This window comes from Xenorhabdus entomophaga (assembly GCF_037996725.1).
Taxonomy (GTDB): domain Bacteria; phylum Pseudomonadota; class Gammaproteobacteria; order Enterobacterales; family Enterobacteriaceae; genus Xenorhabdus; species Xenorhabdus khoisanae.
This window is the reverse complement of record NZ_JBBMXH010000084.1, coordinates 1-21,662: the sequence shown is the minus strand read 5'-3', so window position 1 is coordinate 21,662 and position 21,662 is coordinate 1. Positions and strand designations below refer to the sequence as shown.

Annotated in this window: 16 protein-coding genes and 1 pseudogene; 15 read left to right on the top strand and 2 right to left on the bottom strand. The window is 45.9% G+C overall.

Annotated elements, in window-relative coordinates; all coding sequences use genetic code 11:
* Nucleotides 1-113: 113 nt before the first annotated feature.
* The 7 genes from AAC854_RS16255 to vapC all read left to right on the top strand — a co-directional run bounded on the left by AAC854_RS16255 (nt 114) and on the right by vapC (nt 6,051).
* Nucleotides 114-479, top strand: coding sequence for a phosphatase PAP2 family protein (locus AAC854_RS16255; protein ID WP_340618029.1), 366 nt, complete (start codon nt 114-116; stop codon nt 477-479).
* Between the two features lie 566 nt (nt 480-1,045).
* Nucleotides 1,046-2,044 carry a 3-oxoacyl-[acyl-carrier-protein] synthase III C-terminal domain-containing protein gene (locus tag AAC854_RS16250; RefSeq protein ID WP_340618028.1) on the top strand — a complete coding sequence of 333 codons (999 nt, stop codon included), beginning with the start codon at nt 1,046-1,048 and terminating at the stop codon, nt 2,042-2,044.
* Nucleotides 2,041-3,051 (top strand): NAD-dependent epimerase/dehydratase family protein, encoded by a 1,011-nt coding sequence (locus tag AAC854_RS16245; protein ID WP_340618027.1) that lies wholly within the window; start codon nt 2,041-2,043, stop codon nt 3,049-3,051. Before AAC854_RS16250 ends, AAC854_RS16245 begins: the two co-directional genes overlap by 4 nt.
* A gap of 1 nt (nt 3,052) precedes the next feature.
* On the top strand, nt 3,053-3,859 hold the full coding sequence (locus AAC854_RS16240; RefSeq protein ID WP_273547403.1) for an MBL fold metallo-hydrolase: 807 nt from the start codon (nt 3,053-3,055) through the stop codon (nt 3,857-3,859).
* Nucleotides 3,856-5,133, top strand: coding sequence for a F390 synthetase-related protein (locus AAC854_RS16235; protein ID WP_340618026.1), 1,278 nt, complete (start codon nt 3,856-3,858; stop codon nt 5,131-5,133). The genes AAC854_RS16240 and AAC854_RS16235 overlap by 4 nt, the downstream gene beginning before the upstream one ends.
* A 283-nt stretch (nt 5,134-5,416) precedes the next feature.
* Nucleotides 5,417-5,647, top strand: a complete 231-nt coding sequence (gene vapB, locus AAC854_RS16230) for a type II toxin-antitoxin system VapB family antitoxin (RefSeq protein WP_047965064.1) — start codon at nt 5,417-5,419, stop codon at nt 5,645-5,647.
* Nucleotides 5,647-6,051, top strand: coding sequence for a type II toxin-antitoxin system tRNA(fMet)-specific endonuclease VapC (gene vapC / locus AAC854_RS16225; RefSeq protein WP_047965065.1), 405 nt, complete (start codon nt 5,647-5,649; stop codon nt 6,049-6,051). Before vapB ends, vapC begins: the two co-directional genes overlap by 1 nt.
* 184 nt (nt 6,052-6,235) lie before the next feature.
* On the opposite strand, the gene AAC854_RS16220 is transcribed toward vapC, so the two are convergent.
* Both AAC854_RS16220 and AAC854_RS16215 read right to left on the bottom strand, forming a co-directional pair.
* Nucleotides 6,236-7,060: a hypothetical protein gene (locus AAC854_RS16220; protein WP_340618025.1), complete on the bottom strand. Its 825-nt coding sequence runs from the start codon at nt 7,058-7,060 to the stop codon at nt 6,236-6,238.
* 176 nt (nt 7,061-7,236) lie between these two features.
* The gene (locus AAC854_RS16215; protein ID WP_340618024.1) at nt 7,237-8,511 is read right to left on the bottom strand and encodes a bifunctional O-acetylhomoserine aminocarboxypropyltransferase/cysteine synthase; all 1,275 of its coding nucleotides are present in this window, start codon (nt 8,509-8,511) and stop codon (nt 7,237-7,239) included.
* A gap of 380 nt (nt 8,512-8,891) precedes the next feature.
* Between AAC854_RS16215 and AAC854_RS16210 the strand changes: the two genes are divergently transcribed.
* The 8 genes and pseudogenes from AAC854_RS16210 to AAC854_RS16175 all read left to right on the top strand — a co-directional run.
* A complete protein-coding gene (locus AAC854_RS16210; protein WP_340618023.1) occupies nt 8,892-9,470 on the top strand; it encodes an Ail/Lom family outer membrane beta-barrel protein in 579 nt (192 codons plus the stop codon).
* 395 nt (nt 9,471-9,865) lie between these two features.
* A complete protein-coding gene (locus tag AAC854_RS16205; RefSeq protein ID WP_340618022.1) occupies nt 9,866-10,654 on the top strand; it encodes an SDR family oxidoreductase in 789 nt (262 codons plus the stop codon).
* Between the two features lie 91 nt (nt 10,655-10,745).
* Nucleotides 10,746-12,020: a styrene monooxygenase/indole monooxygenase family protein gene (locus AAC854_RS16200; protein WP_340618021.1), complete on the top strand. Its 1,275-nt coding sequence runs from the start codon at nt 10,746-10,748 to the stop codon at nt 12,018-12,020.
* Between the two features lie 14 nt (nt 12,021-12,034).
* Complete coding sequence (locus tag AAC854_RS16195) at nt 12,035-12,583, top strand: flavin reductase family protein (protein ID WP_340618020.1); 549 nt, start codon at nt 12,035-12,037, stop codon at nt 12,581-12,583.
* Between the two features lie 69 nt (nt 12,584-12,652).
* Complete coding sequence (locus tag AAC854_RS16190; RefSeq protein ID WP_273547392.1) at nt 12,653-13,453, top strand: cyclase family protein; 801 nt, start codon at nt 12,653-12,655, stop codon at nt 13,451-13,453.
* A complete protein-coding gene (locus AAC854_RS16185) occupies nt 13,450-15,051 on the top strand; it encodes a phytoene desaturase family protein (RefSeq protein ID WP_340618019.1) in 1,602 nt (533 codons plus the stop codon). The genes AAC854_RS16190 and AAC854_RS16185 overlap by 4 nt, the downstream gene beginning before the upstream one ends.
* A 59-nt stretch (nt 15,052-15,110) precedes the next feature.
* The gene (locus tag AAC854_RS16180) at nt 15,111-16,019 is read left to right on the top strand and encodes a SphA family protein (RefSeq protein ID WP_340618018.1); all 909 of its coding nucleotides are present in this window, start codon (nt 15,111-15,113) and stop codon (nt 16,017-16,019) included.
* Between the two features lie 1,257 nt (nt 16,020-17,276).
* Nucleotides 17,277-21,662 (top strand): annotated as a pseudogene (locus AAC854_RS16175) (amino acid adenylation domain-containing protein); the annotation flags it as partial.

Sequence of the window (21,662 nt, the reverse complement as noted above, 5' to 3'; positions counted from 1 at the left end):
AGTGCTGTTGTTTTTCAGTCAATGTCATGGTGGTTCCCCTTCTCAATAAAAGAAAACACACTATGACAAAAGATTAACCAGTCAGGTATGTGGGGTTAATTAGGCGCTTACATTTGTTCTATCCCACTACTCTCGATTATCCACCTATTGTGGGTGACAAAATCACCGATCGTATGCTGATTCACTTGATCACGATAGATTCGGCCCAAAACTGTCTGCCTTCGTTACATGCTTCACTGACGGTATTATCTGTCTATGTTCTTTGGCAAAAACAGCAAAAGATCAGGCGACTGTTGTGGTTAATGTGGGGCGTGTTGATCGGTTTTTCTATCATTCAGTTACGGCGGCATTTATTTATCGATCTTGTGGCGGGAGTATTGACGGCAATTGTGATTGGCACATTGTGTCAGCTAATCTTACAGGCGGCTGTCGCGCGTTTTGATTTTAAGCGCAGCAAAAAATGGGATATGGAAAAATAGAAATAAGAAGTAAAATAGCATGTTATTTAACGACGTGATTCTTCTAAACAGGTTGCTTTTATTCAGAGGATTAAACTAAGTATTTTTACTTTTAAAAGATATATGTGTTGGTGAACCGATAATTTTCTTTTATTTAAGAACAAGCAAAAATATCAGGTTAATATTTAAACGATATCTCTAGGATTTTTATATATGCATTAATTACTTATGAAATAAAAACAAAAATGACTATTTTTAATGATTAAATCAAGTGAGTTTACTTGTAAGGTAATGTTAATTTTTGATTTACATAAACACAACAAACACTATGATTAAATCTCATAATACATTTTTTTCATTAAAAAAAATTTATGGCATTGAAATGGTTAATGGGTAAAACTTTTTATTTTTCATGCATCTGTAATCGATATTTCAATTTAGTATTATGATGTATCATAAATATCTACTTCCTGTTTAATCAGCTATCTGATAAATACTAAATTGATTCAAACCCTATACTCAGAATTCATTTCATATTCTGACAATATATTTAAACAAAAAATTAACATTCGGAAGTAATAAAAAAAATGAAAAACTCAAACGAATTGATCCCATTAAAGATCATTGCCTCTGGAACTGCTTTGCCTGAGCATAAGGTGTATTCATCCGATTTAGATCTGAAATTAAATAAACCGAGTGGATTTGTACAAAAGCATTCGGGAATTGAATATCGTTACCATTCTGATTATGAAGCCTCTCCGGCCAGATTGGCGGTAGAGGCATTGCATAATACTTTACAAACACACCAAATTTCGCCGGATTCGATTGATTTATTGATTTCGGCTTCTGCAATACCTATCCAGGCTTTGCCTTATTCTGCTGCGCATATTTTGAAAGAGAGCCAATTAAAGGCAGGAACCGCCTGTTTTGATATTAATGCAAGCTGCGTTAGTTTTGTTTCCGCTTTGGATATTGCAGCAGGGTTATTGGCAACCAAACAGTATCGACGTATTGCAATTGTTTCTGCGGAGATGGCTTCCCGTGGCATTGATTGGTCACATCAAGAATCCTCATTGATTTTTGGTGATGGTGCGGCCTGTATGATCGTTGAAAGAGGGGATGGAAAAAGTGGGATTGTTACCTATAAACATGAAACTTATCCAGAAGGCCTTGAATTATGTGAAATCCGCGCTGGAGGAACCCGCAGGAATCTCCGTACCGGCATGGAAGATAAGGATTTTCTGTTCCAGATGCAGGGTCGGCCATTGTTTAAACTGACAGCTTCGTTAATTGAAGGTTTTACAGAGCGCGTATTGGCGAGTGCTGACCTTAAGATGTCCGATATTGATACTGTGATCCCCCATCAAGCCAGTCATTTGGGATTGGAACATATCCGTAAGCGGCTGAATATCAAAGATGAGAGATTTGTGAATATCTATCGTTATCGTGGCAATCAGGTTGCGGCATCGATTCCCACTGCGTTGCACGAAGCCATTATGACGGATCGCTATTATGGCCGTGATTATGTGATGTTGCTTGGTACGGCGGCCGGGCTTTCACTCAGTGAGATGATTCTGAAACCATGAAAATTCTTGTAACTGGTGCAACAAGTGGCTTAGGGCGTAATGCCGTTGATTACCTGTTATCACATGGGGAGTCGGTTGTGGCAACCGGACGTGATCAGCCGGCGGGAGAGGTATTGATTCAATTGGGCGCGGAGTTTCGCTGTGCCGAATTGGAAACCTTAACCGTGGATGAGGCTATTGAGTTGATGTCAGATTGTGATGCGGTCTGGCATTGTGCCGCCAAATCCTCTCCCTGGGGCGATCCTGATGAATTTGAACGCATCAATTTGAGCGCAACGTCTATGTTGGCACAAGCGGCGGGAATATGCGGTATCCGGCGGTTTGTTCATATTTCCACCCCTGCCGTATATTTTAATTTCTCGCACCAACAGCACATAACTGAAAATCAACGTAGCCAGCGTTTCGCAAATGATTATGCCCGAACGAAATTCCTGGCAGAGGAATGCGTACTCCGACTGATTCGCCGTTATCCTGAGACTACGTATATTATTCTGCGTCCTCGTGGGCTATTTGGCCCGCATGACAGAGTGTTGTTGCCACGCTTGATGGCACAAGTTAAGGCCAGCAAGGGAGTCATGGTCTTGCCTGCGGGCGGGAAGAATGCTTTGGATCTCACTTATGTCATGAATGTCGTCCATGCGATGTCATTGGCGACTCATCGGGAAGGGTTGCAAAGTGGGGCGATATATAACATTACCAATCAACAGCCACAGCCATTGGCAAAAACATTAGGGCAGTTATTTGACGAGATGAAGTTTGGTTATCGAATTAAATCATTGCCTTATTCACTTTTATATGGGCTTGCGGCGGTGTTGGAAGGCATTGCAATGCTCACCCGGAAAGAGCCGTTATTGACGCGTTACGGTATTGGTGCGGCCTATTACTCTATGACGCTGGATAATTCAAAGGCACGGGATGAACTGGGCTATGAGCCGGTTTATACCATGGAGGAAGGCATTCATTTAACAGCCAATTGGTTGAAACAGATAGACAAGCAGGCGGGTTAAAATGGTTAAGATGCGTGTTTTTGAAGTGGGATATTGTACCCATCCCGGTTGCGTGGCATTAAAAGGTGCAAGTCTCCGCGTATGTAAATTTCCTGCCCGCGCGTGGCTGTTGGAGTGCAATGACAAGCGCTGGCTGCTTGATACCGGATATGCCAGCCATTTTTACGATCATACCCGCAGTGGGGTTATTCGGTTTTATCGTACTGTCACGCCGGTCTATTTTGACACCAAAGATTCGTTGGTGATGCAACTGAAAGAGGAAGGCATTCAATCCCATGATATTGATGGCATCATCATTTCTCATTTTCATGGCGATCATATTGCTGGATTGCGGGATTTTCCTCAGTCCAAATTTATCTGTTCGGGAGAAGGCTGGCAGCAGACCCGCAATTTACGGGGTATTGCTGCGCTGAAAAGGGCATTTGTACGGGGATTAATTCCTGAAAATTTTGAATCCAGAGTCAGTTTTTATGAAGGGTTTGAAGCTTGTCCGTTGCCAGAAGAATTGGCGGTATTGGGCGAAGGGTATGCCGTGCCGGATAGCCAGAAACAGATGTTTATTGTACCGCTGCCCGGTCATGCGGCGGGGCATCTTGGCCTCTGTGTATTGACTGAACAAGGCTGGATAGTGTTGGCGGGCGATGCGGCATGGTCACCGAGTAACTATCGTGAATTGCGTGGGCCGGCACGGTTGGCAAATATCATTATGGATGATAGCCGTGCCTATTATGAGACATTAAATAAGCTGCACCAGATTGACCAAAAGCAGGTTCCTATCCAGCTATGTCATGAGGGAGATTTGGAATGATACTCAAAACGCTTTGGTACTATTGGCGCGCCAGGAAACAATGGAAATTTTCCAGCCGCCAGCAGCTTGAACAGCATCAATCGAGGGAATTAGCGTCATTTCGGCGCAATGTGCTGACGAAAAGTCCTTATTTTGCCTCATATGCTGATTTACCGTTGGCGGAATATCCGCTGATGAATAAAGCCATCATGATGGAAAACTTCGACCAGATGAATACGGCGGGTCTTAAGCGTGATGAATTGCTGGAATGCGCGCGGTTGAGTGAGCAGTCACGAAATTTTAAGCCGACGGTGGGTAAATACAGTGTCGGGATGTCGTCGGGGACGTCAGGACAGCGGGGTATTTTTGTTATCAGCCCTAAAGAGCGGAGCATTTGGGCGGGCACGATGCTTGCCAAGATGCTGCCAAACGGTTTATTTCACGGAGAGCGTGTTGCACTGTTTTTACGGGCGGGAAATAACCTTTACGATAGTGTGCAGAATCGTTGGATATCTTTCCGTTTTTTTGATTTGTTTGCTGACTTTAATCAGCAGGTGCAAGCGCTGGTGGAATACCAGCCCACTATCGTTGTTGCTCCCGCTCAGATTTTGCGGGCGCTGGCATTGAAGATCCAGCAAGGAGAGGTGTCATTATCGCCAACGAAAGTGATTTCGGCGGCAGAAGTGCTGGAACCACAAGATCGCCAATTATTAGAGAATGTATTTCGGGAAGTGGGAGAGGTTTATCAGGCAACGGAAGGTTTTCTGGCGTGTACTTGCCCACATGGAACGCTACATCTTAACGAAGAATTTCTTCATATTGAGCCGAAATGGATCGATGAATCACGTTTTAACCCGATCATTACGGATTTCACGCGGGAAACTCAACCTATTGTGCGTTATCAGCTTGACGATATTTTGGTAGTAAAGAAAACTCCGTGTGCTTGTGGCAATCCGGCATTGGCGATAGAGCGTATTGAAGGGCGCAGTGATGATCAGCTGATTTTGCCAGCACATGATGGCGGAAACGTGAGTATTTTTGCCGATCCCTGTTCGCGGATTATTGCCAATACATTGCCACTGACGAGTGATTATCGGCTGACACAGACGGATTTATTACTGCGCTTGGAAGGAGATTGCGATATTGCGATCCTTCAACAATGCCAGTCCACCTTGACGGACTATTTCGCCAAACAGGGCGTCAATGTAGATAAAATTGAATGGCAGTGTGTATCACAGGCAATATCGCCGGATCTGTTTAATAAACGCCGTCGGATTATCAGGAAAAAGGGATAGTTTGGGCAATCAGGCAATGATTTAAAGAAGTTGGAATAGGTTAACTATCTATGCTCCCGGGGGATTCGTTCCCTTGCCACCGCGACGCAACTTGAAATCCATTGGGTATAGATATGTATTAAAACGTATTCCTGGGCAAAGTAAGGGAACCAGTTTGGTAGGGTATCCCCGTTTTTGAATAAAATTAAAACAAATAAAGTTAGGTATATCCCATTGACATATCCCATGAAAGGGCTATGCTTTTCAACGAACTTAATCAGAAAACTTGATTTCGGAGGTCAGTATGGAAAAAACAACAGTCTTTAAAAGTAATCGAAGTCAGGCGGTACGCTTGCCAAAAGCTGTTGCTTTACCGGAAGACGTAAAACATGTTGATATTATTGCTATTGGTCGAACCCGCATCATAACTCCGGCAGGTGAAGGATGGGATAGTTGGTTTGATGGCGAAGATGTTACCCCTGATTTTATGACTGATAGACAGCAGCCAAGTGAACAGATCAGGGAAGAATTCTGATGATTAAATATATGCTTGATACTAATATTTGTATTTATACTATCAAGAACAAACCACAGAAAGTCAGAGAAGCTTTTTACCAACATTATGGTCAGCTTTGCATCAGTTCTGTCACATTGATGGAGTTGATTTATGGCGCAGAAAAATCAGCGAATCTTAAAAAGAATCTGGATATTATTGAGGGATTCGCTGCACGTTTAGAAGTCATGACATATGGTTTTGATGCGGCTGTCCATACCGGACAGATTCGTGCTGAATTGGCAAAAAACGGAACACCTATCGGCCCCTATGACAGTATGATTGCAGGTCATGCCCGCTCATTGGGTATGGTACTTGTGACAAATAACACCCGTGAATTTGAACGAGTATCGGGGTTAAGACTTGAAGATTGGGTATTGGGGTAATATAAGCGAGACTAATCCAGTCATGGATCACGTTTAAGGCTTAATATTTTATTGAATAGTTGAGGGCTGGTGTTATTCAGCCCTATTTTTTGCGAAAAATGTCGTAAATTCCTGCCCAGAATGGAGGAAGCAGCTACTGCATCTTTGTTTGTAATATGTATCCGTGTAATGAAATTTTTTGCGGTTATGGCCTTGGCCAAGGATTTGATGCAACAAGCAGTGCAATATGAATGAGTTCAAATAGCTTGTCTGAAAGTAATTCATACTCTTGTTGAGTGTCTTTATCATCAAAGGAAATATCATTCCATGTTCCCATACCCCCGAAACACCATGATTCTAAACAGGCATGCATGAGTTGTTGATATTCTTCAGGGGCATAGTTATCAGGAAATATCTCACTACCATTTACATTGTGATCGGGTTTGACGGATAAGGCTTTTATTCCTCTATCAAACCAATTACCAAAATTGCCATGATCATTCTTATAGGCGAAAGCACTAATTGCTTCTAATTGTTCTTTAAGATTAAGTTTAATTTCTTTTATTTCTGGGAGAGCAGGATAATACCGCTCAGGTCTATGTGCATCTTTGTATACGCGACCATAAGTAAAACGTAAGAGGTTGTCTTCTTGAGTATTTCCGGTTTCTAACCTAGACTCCCAAAAATCCGAATGACCAGTTTTAACTGCTTCTAATAACCAACGTCCGCTACCACCAATGAATACAGCAGAGCTTCTGTCAGCCTTGCTTCCATTATTGTTGACAGGGACATAACATGTACGTAACTGTATCACACCATCTGATTTTAATTTTTCAAACCAAGAAATGGGATTATCGGCAAAGTCTACTTCAATCCACTGATTATGAGTTTCTTGCAGATCAATAAATTTAACGAATTTGCAATACCTAAAAGCAACATGCTCAGGAAAATAGAGTTCAGATTTTTCTCCTGATAGATAAGCATTCCCGTAGGCTGCTAATGATAAAACCTGATATATATCTATATTCATGACTGAAACTTCCTTGTGTTTTTAATATTGGGTTAATTAACTTATCAATAATAAATGTTGGTTTCCTGATAATTTTTTATTTTTTATGATGAGTGTCATCTTTTTTATTATTTCATCGATATCAATAAATATTGATATCGATGGTTTATTATTAAATTAATAAATAATATTGAAAATTATTCTGCTGCATCCAGAGCTTGTGCAAGATCGGCAATAATGTCATCGCTGTGTTCGATGCCGATAGATAGGCGAATCAGATCGCGCAACACTCCCGCTTTTTCCATTTCTTCATCATTCAATTGACGGTGAGTTGTGGATGCCGGATGACAAGCCAGTGATTTTGCATCACCAATATTGACCAAACGTACGATCAGTTGCAGGGCATCGATAAAGCGTACAGCTGCTTTTTCCCCGCCTTTGATGCCGAAGGATAGAATGGCAGAAGGTTTCCCATTCATATAACGGATAGCCAAATCATGCTCAGGATGTGATGGCAAGCCTGCATATTTAACCCAGGAAACTTGAGGATGTTGTTCCAGATACTGCGCAATGGTCAGGGCATTTTCAGTATGGCGTTCCATACGAAGCGCCAATGTTTCAAGGCCCTGTAAGATCAGGAAAGCATTAAAAGGAGATAATGCTGCGCCAGTGCTACGCAGTTGCCCGACACGACAGCGGGCGATAAAAGCCGCGGCACCAAAATGTTCGGTATAGTTTATTCCGTGGTATGACGGATCCGGAGTATTTAAAACCGCAAAGCGATCCTGATGCTCTGCCCAAAGGAATTTGCCTGAATCGACAATCATTCCGCCCATCGACGTTCCGTGGCCTCCAATATATTTGGTCAGGGAGTGGATAATGATATCTGCGCCATGTTCAAACGGGCGGCATAAATAAGGTGTTGCGACAGTATTATCGACAATAAGAGGTACACCGTGCCGATGGGCAATATCAGCCAATGCCTGAATGTCAACGATATTCCCGCTTGGGTTGGTGATAGATTCGCAAAAGACCGCTTTGGTTTTTTCGTCAATCATCGCTTCAATGGTTGCGGGATCGTTATGATCAACAAAACGTGTTTCGATCCCCATACGTGGGAAATTGTGCGCCATCAGGTTATAAGTTCCACCATACAATTTCGCTACAGAGACAATGTTATCTCCCAGACCGGCAATCGTCTGGATAGCGTAGGTGATTGCCGCCATGCCAGAAGCAACCACAAGCGCACCAACTCCTCCTTCTAAAGCGGCGACACGTTTTTCCAGTACATCATTGGTCGGATTCATGATGCGGGTATAAATGTTGCCTTCAACTTTCAAATCAAACAGATCAGCGCCATGTTGGGAATCATCAAAGGCGTAGGAAGTTGTTTGATAAATTGGCACAGCAACGGATTTGGTTGTGGGATCAGGTGAGTAACCGGCATGGATGGATAGCGTTTCTAATTTCATTGTCATTTCCTTTAGTGAATTGCAGGGTGAAATTGATTTGGTATTGCTGGTATTAATAAAGTGATTTTATTTTGAAAATATAAACAGAATGATAATATTAAATATTATTGTTAACTTAATAAACCGGAAGAAAATTTGTGTCTAATTTACAAAAATATAATGTAATGGATCAATATCAAAAATAAATGTTTAGATATCAATTTGATATCCATTGAAAATAAAAGTTCACTTATTTTTTGAAGATGTAATTTCTATAAGTAATGATTACTCTCCATCGTCAATAATTCTATTTTTTCAAATTTATTGCATTTTACCTAAGCATCCTACAAAAACTATCTATACTTTAAATAGTTAATAAACATGAAGGGTAATTATTAGTTATGATGATGAAAAAAACGTTTCTTGCAACTTTAGCCGTATCCGGTTTTATGTATGGTTCATTGGCTTATGCGGATTCGAATACTGTCGCTGTAGGTTATGCACAAAGTAAGGTTCAAAATTTTAAGAATATTCGTGGGGTGAACCTTCACTACCGTTATGAGATGGATTTCCCTGTCAGCATTGTTGGTTCATTTACTTATATGAAAGGTGATGAAGGTGGTCATTACAATGGCGTGAATTATTCTGGAAAAGCTAATATTGATATGAAGTATTATTCATTTATGGCAGGGCCTGCTTACCGTATTAATGATTATGTGAGTGTATATGGTTTATTGGGCTTTTCACATTCAAAAGTTGATGCATCTGTTAATGAAATTAAGAAAGAATATGGAAAAGAAACTCATAGTAGCATGAAGGTAAATAGAAAATCGACCAATCTGGCCTATGGTGCCGGCGTAGAGGTTAACCCAATTCAAAACCTCAGCCTTTATGCTGGCTATGAAGGATCATCAATAAAAGATTATGATGAACGTCATAACATCAATGGGTTTAATATCGGTGTAGGATATCGGTTTTAATTAACAAGCTTGGCTAAAAAATAATTCAGGCACACACAAAAGCAAGGCGCATTCAATGATATTGAATGCGCCTTATTTTTTGGAGTGGTTAATATGTTCTATGCTTTTTTAGAGAAAAACCTATCTGATTTGACGAGTGGTTAAACCATTTCTGGCTATTACCGAATAATAAATTCACTCTTTTTCTGAATTTTATCCTTTTTAAAATATTCATGATATACCTGCACTGAATGGATCTTTTCTGCATATAGCGGCTACTTGAACCTTTATATTTCACGTAATGATGACTCCCTAATTACATATCGTATTACGTATTCGCCAGCCATTAAGCCCAGAGTAATGATTGATGATGGGCAAAAGTCATGGTGGGCATATACGGCAAAAGGGGAGCACTCATGAAGGGCTTAAACGATAAAGTCGCTATTGTCACTGGCGGGGCCACCAAAATAGGCACAGCCGTTGCCAGAGTATTGAGTGAATATGGGATTAAGGTCGCGATTTTTGATATTGATCAGGAAGGCGGGAAAAACGCCGCCAGCCTCCAACCCGAATCCATCCGTTTCTGGCATGTTGATATTACTGACGACAAACAACTATCTCAGGGAGTACATGAAGTCGTTGCTTATTACGACCGTCTGGATTATCTCGTCAATCTTGCAGCAACTTATCTGGATGGCGGCGCCAATGCCGACCGTGAAACATGGCTGACAGCCTTGAATACCAATGTGGTCAGCGCTGTCAGGGCGGCTCAGTTTGTGCGTCCTTACCTTATTGCCGCAGGCGGTGGAGCCATTGTTAATTTCACCAGTATTTCCTCCGCTATTGCCCAGACTGGTCGTTGGTTATATCCCGCCTCAAAAGCCACTTTATTACAAGTCACCCGCAGCATGGCAATGGATTATGCCGCCGATCGCATCCGTGTTAACTCCGTTTCACCGGGTTGGACGTGGTCACGAGTCATGGATGAGCTGACTCAGGGCAATCGCCAGAAAACCGATGCGGTTGCCGCCGATTATCACTTGCTTGGTCGTGTGGGCGATCCCGAAGAAATCGCTCAAGTCGTGGCCTTCCTCCTGTCTGATTCAGCCAGTTTTGTGACAGGGGCGGATTACGCCGTTGATGGCGGCTATTCAGCAATGGGGCCTGAGCAGGCAAAACCTGCCATTCCACGCTTGGCGGAATAAGTGGGCGGAATAGGCACCCCGGACAATTGGCATAGCGGGACGAAATAATTTTAGTTCCGAAATCCGAAAAAAAATGAAAGAGGAAAATATTATGCGCCGTATAGCTATCGTAGGAGGTGGTCAAGCTGGACTGCCTTTGGCCCTTGGTCTGCTGAACAAGGGCTATCAGGTGACGGTTGTTACCAATCGCACTCCCGATGATATTCGCAATGGTCGGGTCATGTCGAGCCAGTGTATGTTCGATTCCTCTTTACAATTTGAACGTGATTTAGGACTGAATCAGTGGGAAACGCAGTGCCCGCCCGTTGAAGGCATCGGTTTTACCGTTCCCCATCCTGACATTCCTGATGAGAAGGCGATTGGATGGAGTGCCCGGCTGGACAAATACGCGCAGGCTGTCGATCAACGTATCAAGATGCCTTTCTGGATGGAACAGTTCGCTGCCCGTGGCGGTAATCTGGAAATCAACGATGTGGGGATCATTGAACTGGAACAATTAGCTGCCCGCCATGAGCTGGTTATTCTGGCGGGAGGAAAAGGAGATATTGTGAAATTACTGGAGCGTGACGCTTCACGTTCTCCTTTTGATGCCCCCCAACGCGCACTGGCACTGACTTATGTCAATGGCATGCTGCCAACGCCTGAATACTCCCGTGTTTCTTTTAACCTGGTTCCGGGGGTGGGAGAGTATTTTGTTTTTCCTGCCCTGACGCTGAATGGTCCCTGTGACATCATGGTTTTTGAAGGTATTCCCGGAGGGGTAATGGATGGCTGGCGAGAGGTCAGAACGCCACAAGAGCATCTGGCCTACAGCAAGCAAATCCTCAAGACTTTTATGCCGTGGGAAGCTGAACGTTGTCAGCAGGTAGAGCTTACCGATGAAAATGGTACTCTGGCGGGGTGCTTTGCACCAGTGGTGCGCAAACCGGTATTAACATTACCTTCTGGTCGTCTGGTTTTTGGGTTGGGGGATGCGGTCGTCACAAACGATCCGCTGACCGGACAAGGCTCCAATAATGCAACTAAAGCCTGCAAAGTATATTACGAGGCCATTATTGCCCACGGTGACAAGCCCTTTACGGCAGAATGGATGAATGACACCTTCGAACAGTTCTGGAAATATGGTCATCATGTTGTGGAATGGACAAATAGCCTGCTTATTCCGCCAGAGCCACATATTTTACATTTATTGGGAGCCGCCCAACAATTGCCGGCACTTGCCAGCACGCTTGCTAATGCTTTCGATCATCCTCCCGTGTTGTTCCCGTGGTGGAAAGACAATCACGCCTGTGAAGAATACATTCATGCACAGAGGGTAAATTCACTGCGGTTTAATTCACAGATGGCTGAAAAAACCAGAGCCTGAGCGGGGAACTTGTCATGACTTTGAATATCCTGAGTAGTCAGATACCGTTGCCTGATACCGAGTGGGGGGCAACTGAATTTGAAGCAAGGGCGTTGCGCACACTTTTGGGTCATTATCCAACAGGCGTTGCGATTGTTGCGACACGTACTGCTGACGGGCGCAATGTGGGATTGACCATCAACTCATTTGCTTCACTTTCATTAGAGCCGCCGCTGGTACTCTGGAGCCTGGTCAATCACTCCCCCAATCTGCCCGCCTTCCGTGATTGTGAATATTTCACGATCAGCATTCTTGGATGTGAGCATCAAGAGTTGGCTTTGCGTTTTGCCAATCCGAGGGTTGAAAACAAATTTCGGGATATTCCCGTACAGGAAACACCGGAAGGGGTTCCCTCGATTGGAGGAGCGATAGCGACCTTGGTTTGTGCCAATCATCAACAAACGCATCTGGGTGATCATTTGCTGATGATTGGTCACGTGAAGCGTATTGCCAGCATTGAAGGGAAGCCACTGGTTTTTCATGGCGGTATGTTTACTGTACTGCATGATGTTCGAGAAATATGAAAAAAATCAATCTGTTGTTTTTTGTCAGAACATTCTTTTGTTGGGAAAACATTCAGGAGAACATTATTAATGAAAAGTCCATTAAGTGCGTTTGTCACTGCGTTAAATCAGGGGAATGTGAATATTATCGACCTCACACAAACATTGACGCCTCATTTTCCGGCCTTGCAGTTACCTGAACAGTTCGGGCAGGTCTGGTCATTCAAGTCAGAGCGTATTTCTCACTATGACGAGAATGGCCCGGCCTGGTATTGGAACAATTTCAGTTGTGGTGAGCATACAGGAACGCATTTTGATGCCCCGATACATTGGATCAGTGGTAAAGATCATCCCGATAACACGGTCGATACCATTCCCTTGCATAACTTTGTCGCGCCAGCGGTGGTCGTGGATGCCAGCAGGCAAGTGGCACAAAACCCCGACTGGATACTGACGGTTGAGTTCTTACAGTCTTGGGAAGGGCGGTATGGGCGTATTCCTGCGGGCACATGGTTACTGTTCAGAACGGATTGGTCTAAGCGGGCAGATGATCCCATTCGTTTCCTCAATATGCACGATGACGGGGCTCACACGCCAGGGCCGAGCCAAGAGGCTGTAGAGTGGTTGATCCATGAGCGTGATATCAGGGGGTTCGGGGTCGAAACCATCAATACAGATGCCGGTCAATCCTACGCATGGCCGGTGGCTTATCCTTGCCATACCTTGATGCACGGGGCGAATAAATACGGCTTGCAGTGCCTGAAAAATCTCGATTTGCTGCCACCAACGGGCGCCGTCATTATTGCCGCTCCTCTCAAAATTGAAGGTGGTTCGGGAAGCCCGCTGCGTGTTCTGGCTCTGGTCGAATCCCTTTACGGAGGGGAGTCATGACAGTATCAAAGCCACAAGTGATTATCGTTGGCAGCGGTATCAATTCTCTGGTCTGTGCGGCCTTGCTGGCACTCTGGGGTAAATCCGTCCTGGTACTGGAACGGAATGCGGTACTGGGGGGTTGTATTCGCACAGAAGAACTTTTTCCCGGTTATGTCCACGATGTGTTCTCTTGTTGGTATCCGCTGTTTTTGAGCAGTCCTGCTTATGAAGTGCTCAAGCCCGCTTTGGAAAAGGCGGGTTTGGAATTCATACAAAGTGATTATTCAACCGGATTGGTACAACCGAATGGCAAGGGAATTGCCTTAAAACGGGGTGTACTGGCTGCTGCTTTGCGGCTTGATGAAATTTCGATGGGAGATGGAGCGGCATTAAATCGCATGGCACAGCAAATCCTCCATGATGATGCAGCGCTGGTCTTTGGCCTGTTGGGGCAGAATCCTTATGGTTTAGGAATGCTGAAATTGCTGTTCTCTGAATGGCGGAAACGTGGCATCGATGGGCTGGCAGAGTTTGCCGGCAACTCGCTGGAAACTTTCCGGCGTTGGGCTGAACGTGAATTACAGTCTGATTTCATCCGCGCTTTGATTGCGCCGTGGGTACTGCATACGGGGTTGGGACCGGATGATGCCAGCTCTGCCCTGATTTGCAAGCTTACTTTTGCTGCGGTGGTTGCGGGAGGCATGCCTGTGGTGAAAGGTGGCAGTATTCGCATTGTGGAAGCGCTTAAGGCGATTATTGAGCAACATGGCGGTCAATTTATTACCCATGCTCACGTTGATCGCATCATCACCCATAGAAGAGGGAAAAAGTGTTATGCCTCTGGCGTGATAGCCGGGGGAAGCATTTATCACGCAAGTGAAGCGGTGGTTTGCAATGTGACCCCTCAACAGCTTTATGGTCATCTGTTGGATAACATGCCTGAAACTGTTCTGCAACGGGCACGGAACTATCGTTATGGGCGGGGTGGAATGCAGATTCACTTTGCCTTGAATGCGCCGCCGCCGTGGTGTGAGCCGGAATTGCGCCATGTGCCACTTATCCATCTAACGGAGAGCATGGAACAGGTCTGTCTGTCCGTGGCACAGGCAAATAACGGTTATCTACCAAGCCATCCTACATTGAGCATAGGGCAGCCAACGGCCCTTGATCCTTCTCGTGCTCCAAACGGCGGTTGGATTTTATGGATTCAAATGCAGGAATTGCCGACACACTTGAAAGGCGATGCTTTGGGCGAGGTTTCAATTCCTGCCGATGGCAGATGGAATGAAGCCGTTCGTGAAGCGGTTGCGGATCGCGTGCAGGCTCGTTTGGAAACAGTGATGCCCGGTTTTTCATCCTCCATTGTGGGGCGTAAATCTTACTCTCCGCAGGATTTACAGGCATTGAACTGTAACTTGGTAGGTGGCGATCCCTATTCAGGTATTTGCTCACCCGACCAATTTTTCTGTCTGCGTCCGTTTGCTGCTTCACAAGGCGCAAAGGCGCATCAAACTCCTGTCAGTAATGTATTTCACATCGGGGCTTCAACTCATCCCGGCCCCGGATTAAGCGGGACTTCCGGCTATCTTGTTGCCCGCCGGCTTGCGCGGCGCTGAGCACATTAGCCACTCAATTTACTCATTATTGATTCATCTCTTACAGAGAGGAGAGTTATATGGCGATAAAACTTAAAGAGCTTGTTTATGCAGCGGCTTTATCACTGACTTTATCTTTATCACTGATAAGCACTTCGGTAATGGCGGCAGAAGGTGGCGGTGTGGGTACTTATCCTGATGGCTTGGATAATTATCTGGCTGGTGCTTTACCGCCTCCGGGTACTTATGCGCTGTTTTATGGTGGCAATATTCACTATAACAAGCTTAGGGGAAATCACGGTAATTTGATCCCTGTACCGGGTTTCAAAGTGAATGTGAATCTTCTGGCTCCCAGATTGGTTTGGGTGACGGAAAGGCAGGTTTTGGGTGGTCAACTGGCCTACCATACCATCGTGCCGTTACTGGATGTGACCACTGACGCTGCTGGCAAGCACAACAACAGCAAAGGAATCGGAGATATCACCTTTGGCCCTGCCTTGGGGTATCATCCCGCTCCTGATTTAGGCTATGTCATTGGGTTGGATGTCAACATACCAACAGGTCACTATGATCGCAATGATCCTTCCAGCCTGGGAAAAAATTACTGGACGATCCGGCCTGTCTGGGCGGTGAGTTATTTTCCTGCCAATGGCATCAATGCCGATTTGAAAGTGATGTATGACGTCAACTCCAGCAATAAAGAAACCAAAACCACTTCTGGTCAGGCGATCCATGCGGATTATGCGTTGGGTTGGGGATTCGGCAACGGGTTAGTGGTGGGGCTGGGAGGTTATGTTTTCCAGCAGATCACCAGCGACAGCGGGCCAAATTCAGCACAGGGTAAAGCGAGCGCGTTTGGTTTTGGCCCTTCTATCCGTTATGCCAATGATAAAGGTTGGCTGGTCGCGCTGAAATGGCAAAAAGACCTTGCAGTGAATAACCGCCCGGCGGGTTCGCAACTTTTCTTAAAAGCGGCGATTCCATTTTAATATGAGTTTATTTTTATCGGGGCATCATATACAGGGTCTTAAGCAATAACTGCCTATTTTAGATAGAAAAAAGGCTTCATTCGTGTTTCTGATATTGAGTTTGGCGACGATTATCAGATCATGAATGAAGCCTGCGGGTTCTGTCGCATTAACAAAGAAAATCTGGTTGTCCATGCTGGCGTATTGCTGTCTGAATCCACAGCACGGTAAAGGTAATATTACCGCAAAAACAGGAAATGTGAGTTTTGGATAAAAAAATAGAATGCCGATTATTATTGGCATTAATGATGTGCGTCCAATTTCAATATTGAAGAAAATAAATCCAGGGGTTGATCTGATCGGTTGGTAAAAAAGTATTTATCGAAAATTTTATTCAATAGCTAAAGCAAAGGTTTTTTGGTAGAGGCAATTAAAAAACTTACCTATGTATAATAAAAAATAATATAGACTTAAATGAAAATGGCTATCAATATTATAATAATAGTAAATAATATGATGACGAAACAATAGGTAACTAAAAATGGTTATTTCTGGGACGATGAAGTTTTAAAATAACGCAGAACTTAAGCTGAGCAGAATAGATAGTAAGAATAAATACCTATATAGAATAAAACCCACCAGCAACAGAGGGTTGTTAATTAATTGTTACTGATAAATATTAACTTTTTTTTGTGAAGGGGAATGCTGAAATATTGCAAGGGTAACTGTAGCCCTGCAATCTGAAACCGGAGAAAAAGCCAAGCTCTGGATGCAGCAGCAAATGGATAAGCCGACAACGTTTTTAAAGGAAAACCCATATCAGATTACATTGCTCCGTTTAACGACTAAAAACATTATTCACTCTCTAAATTTAAGTCAAATATTAATTCTCAATGGGAAAAATACAGCAGGGACTTAGTGCTCATACCAGTAGATATAATTAATAGATCTATTTCTATTTAGTTATGTAATTCAGCGTCGATTAATAAAAAATGGAATAACTTATTCCGGTTTATCAAATAAACCATTTATTCCTCTGTCCGAAAATTATTGTCACCCCATTTTGGGGTATGCAGTTATTAGCCGGTCTATGACATCCAGCGCCTGAGAGAAAATATTGCCTGAGTATCTTTCGATACTCGGTAGGCCCGTTGTTATTTCTCCGAAACGTAAAAGAAAAACATTTGTGATGGTTGCTGGAAATAACCGTTTTCAAATATCCAATAGATTCGTTGAGGTAGTAAGCAGATGAAAGACAGTATTACCAGCAAGGAAAATGCCCTTAGAGTAGGGTTGCTGGAAACATGGAACGCCACGGAAACCCTATACCCTGACCATATAGGTATTCATCAGTTGTTTGAACAACAGGCAGAGAAAACCCCAACTGCCACCGCGTTAATCGATGAGACTCAGAGCCTGAGCTATGCGGAACTGAACGCCCGAGCCAACTTGCTGGCTTGTCAACTGATTGAACAGGGGATTTGCCCGGGTGACCATGTAGCGATCCTGCTAGAACGCTCAATTGAACTGGTGGTGGCTCAATTAGCTATCCTTAAAGCTGGTGCGGTTTATGTCCCTGTCGATCCCAACGTACCGGATGAACGGAAAAACTGGCTGATAAACGATAGTGCCGCCAAATTACTGCTGACGGATATGCAGACGGAGATCCCGGCTGAATGGGTTATCCCGCGGTTCCGTTTTACCGGCGAGACAGAACCGATCCGGGCAGAAGGCCATCGCAATCCTGATTTATTGGGAGCCAGTACAGGGCCGGCGTATATCATGTACACCTCCGGTTCGACAGGTATCCCAAAAGGGGTCATCGTGCCTCACCGGGCTGTCGTCCGGTTAGTTATCAATAATGGCTATGCTGACATTGAACCCAGTGACCGGATTGCTTTCGCCGCGAATCCGGCTTTCGATGCCAGCACCTTTGAAGTCTGGGCGCCGTTGCTCAACGGTGCTGCGCTGGTGGTTATTGATCATACCACGTTGCTGACACCGCAGGATTTTGTCCGGGCGTTACAGGCGCACCGCATTACGGTCCTGTGGATGAGCGTCGGACTGTTTAACCGGCTGGCGGAGGCGCTATCCCCAGTGCTGCCTCAACTTAACATGCTGCTGGTCGGGGGAGATGTCCTCGATCCGCATATCATTGCTCAAGTGCTGCGTAAAAACCCACCCAAAAAGTTATTGAATGCCTACGGTCCGAGTGAGGGAACCACGTTTACCACGACTTACCACATTCACGGATTAACATCGGATACGACTTCTATTCCTATTGGTCGGCCTATTGCCAACACCCGGATTTATTTGCTGGATACTGATGGTCAGCCGGTGCCATTGGGGATGACCGGTGAGATTTATATCGGGGGTGACGGTGTGGCCTGCGGTTATCTTAACCAACCTGAACTGACCGCTGAACGCTTTCTCACCGATCCATTTAGCGATAAACCGAATGCGCGTATGTACCGGAGCGGAGATTTGGCCCGCTATCTGCCGGACGGTAATCTGGAATTTCTGGGCCGTAACGACCAGCAGGTAAAAATCCGCGGTTTCCGGATTGAACCGGAGGAAATTGAGGCTCGACTGGTGGAATATCCGGCGATACGTGAAGCGGTGGTGCTGGCGTTAGGGGAGGGACAGGATAAACAACTGGTTGCCTATGTACTGACCCAAGAGAATGACGGATTGGCCGCTCGCCTGCGTGAACACCTGAGTGAACGGTTGCCGGATTATATGGTACCGGTGGCTTTTGTGCGTCTGGATGAATTCCCATTGACGCCGAATGGTAAATTGGATCGCCGGGCGTTGCCGGCACCGAGGGAGGACGCCTTCGCCCGTCAGGTTTATGAAGCGCCGCTAGGAGAGAAAGAGATTGTTCTGGCGACCCTTTGGCGCGAATTACTGGGTATTGAGCAAATTAGCCGACATGACAGTTTCTTTGCGCTGGGCGGTCACTCTTTGCTCGGCGTACGGATGATTGAACGCCTGCAAAGTCTGGGATTGACACTGGCCGCCCGTAACCTGTTCCAATGCCCGACACTGTCAGAACTGGCCCGGACACTGGAACAACATCAGGCCGTCGTGGTGCCGCCGAATGTCATTACTCCAGCAACTACCGTGCTGACACCGGCAATGTTGCCGCTGATTGATCTGACCCAGTCTGAGATTGATCACATTGTTGAACAAGTGCCGGGCGGGATCGCTAATATTCAGGATGTCTATGCTCTGTCACCGTTGCAGGACGGTATCTTGTTCCATCATCTGCTGGCGAAGGAAGGTGACCCCTATCTGCTGGCCTATCCGATGATTTTTGCTGACCGTGCGCTGCTGGATCGCTATCTGGCGGCAGTGCAACAGGTGGTTAATCGCCATGATATCCTGCGGACCGCATTTATCTGGCAGGGATTATCTGCACCGGCGCAGGTGGTTTGTCGTCAAGCGCCTTTATCGGTCACTGAACTGACTTTGGATCCGGCTGACGGGCCAGCGGGTGAGCAATTGGCTCACCGTTTTGACCCACGTCAGTATCGTTTTGATCTGAGTCAGGCCCCATTGTTGCGTTTTGTAATAGCACAAGAAACAGTCGCACAAGAAACAGTCGCACAAGAAGCCGTGGCGCAGGAAACTGATGGCCGCTGGCATGTGCTGCAATTACAGCATCACCTGATTGGCGACCATACGACAATGGAAGTGATGCACCGCGAAGTACAGGCCTGTCTTGCCGGACAGAATGACAACCTGCCTGTACCGATGCCTTTCCGCAATCTGGTGGCGCAGGCCCGGTTGAATGTCAATCAGGCAGAGCATACCCGTTTCTTTACCGACATGCTGGCTGACGTGGATGAGCCAACACTGCCGTTTGGCCTGACCGAGGTGCATCGTGATGGTTCGCAGGTCACACAATCGCACCGGATGTTATCACCGGAGTTAAACAACCGCCTTCGTCAGCAGGCAAAACGTCTGGGTGTCAGTGTGGCAACATTGTGTCATCTGGCCTGGGCGCAGGTGCTGTCACGGGCCAGCGGGCAGAATAAAGTGGTGTTTGGCACTGTGCTGTTCGGGCGCATGGCGGCGGGGGAAGGGGTTGACAGCGGCATGGGGCTGTTTATCAATACCTTGCCGCTGCGACTGGATATAGATGATACACCGGTGCACGACAGTGTACGGCTGGCACAGTCCCGGCTGGCCGGCTTACTGGATTATGAGCATACTTCACTGGCGCAGGCCCAACGTTGCAGTGGAGTAGCGGGTGGCACGCCACTGTTTAGTGCCCTGTTGAACTACCGGCATAATGAGCAGCCGCTGATCCCACATCAGGTTGTACCGGGTATCGAGTTTCTGGGTGAACAGGAGCGGACTAACTATCCGTTGGTGCTGTCGGTAGAGGACGGGGGTTCTACTCTGGGGCTGACTGCGCAGGTCGTACAGCCATTTGAGCCGGATCGGGTATGTGGTTATATGCAGCAGGCGCTGACCAGTCTGGCAGAAGCGCTGGAGCAGGCACCAGAAACACCGGTACGGGATCTGAATATTTTGCCTGAAACGGAACGTGCGTTATTGCTGGAAACCTGGAACGCGACGGAAACACCGTATCCTGAGCAGTTATGTATTCATCAGTTGTTTGAACAGCAGGTAGAGAAAACGCCGGTTGCTACAGCGCTGATAGCGGGAGATCAAACCTTCAGTTATACGGAGCTGAATATCCGTGCTAACCGGCTGGCCCGTCAGTTAATTGAGCAAGGGGTTTATCCGGGTGAGCATGTTGCGATCTTGTTAGAGCGATCCATTGAGCTGGTCGTGGCTCAGTTAGCTATTCTCAAGGCGGGGGCTGTTTATGTTCCGATTGACCCTGGCGTACCGGACGAGCGGAAGAACTGGTTGATAAAAGATTGTTCAGCCAAATTGCTGCTCACCGATATGTGGGCTGATATTCCGGCTGATCTTCTGGCTATTCCGTTATTTCGTCTCTCTGGCGAGATGAGCCCCATCAGGGAAGAAGACTGCCTCAATCCTGACTTACCCGCTTCCAGTACCGGATCTGCGTATATCATGTATACCTCTGGCTCTACCGGTACACCAAAAGGCGTGGTAGTGCCTCATCGTGCGGTGGTTCGGTTGGTTATCAATAATGGTTATGCTGAAACCGGACAGGATGACCGCATTGCCTTTACCGCTAATCCGGCTTTCGACGCGAGTACCTTTGAAGTCTGGACGCCTTTGCTCAACGGTGGCGCGCTGGTGGTCATCGACCACGCTACCTTGTTGACACCACAGGCGTTTGTACAGGCTTTACAGGTTCATCGGATTACGGTTTTGTGGCTGACGGTTGGATTGTTTAACCGACTGGCAGCGGAGTTGTCTCCGGTTCTCCCACAGATCAATATCTTGATTGTCGGAGGGGATGTGCTTAATCCGCATGTGATCGCTCAGGTCCTGCGTAATAGCCCGCCTCAGCAGTTATTGAATGGCTATGGGCCGAGTGAGGGAACGACTTTTACCACGACATACCGTATCACTGAAATGCCGGTAGGGACGACAAAGCTTCCGATTGGTCGGCCAATCGCTAACACACGCCTCTATTTGTTGAACGCTTATGGCGAACCCGTGCCACTGGGGGCGATCGGTGAGATTTATATTGGTGGAGACGGCGTGGCCTGT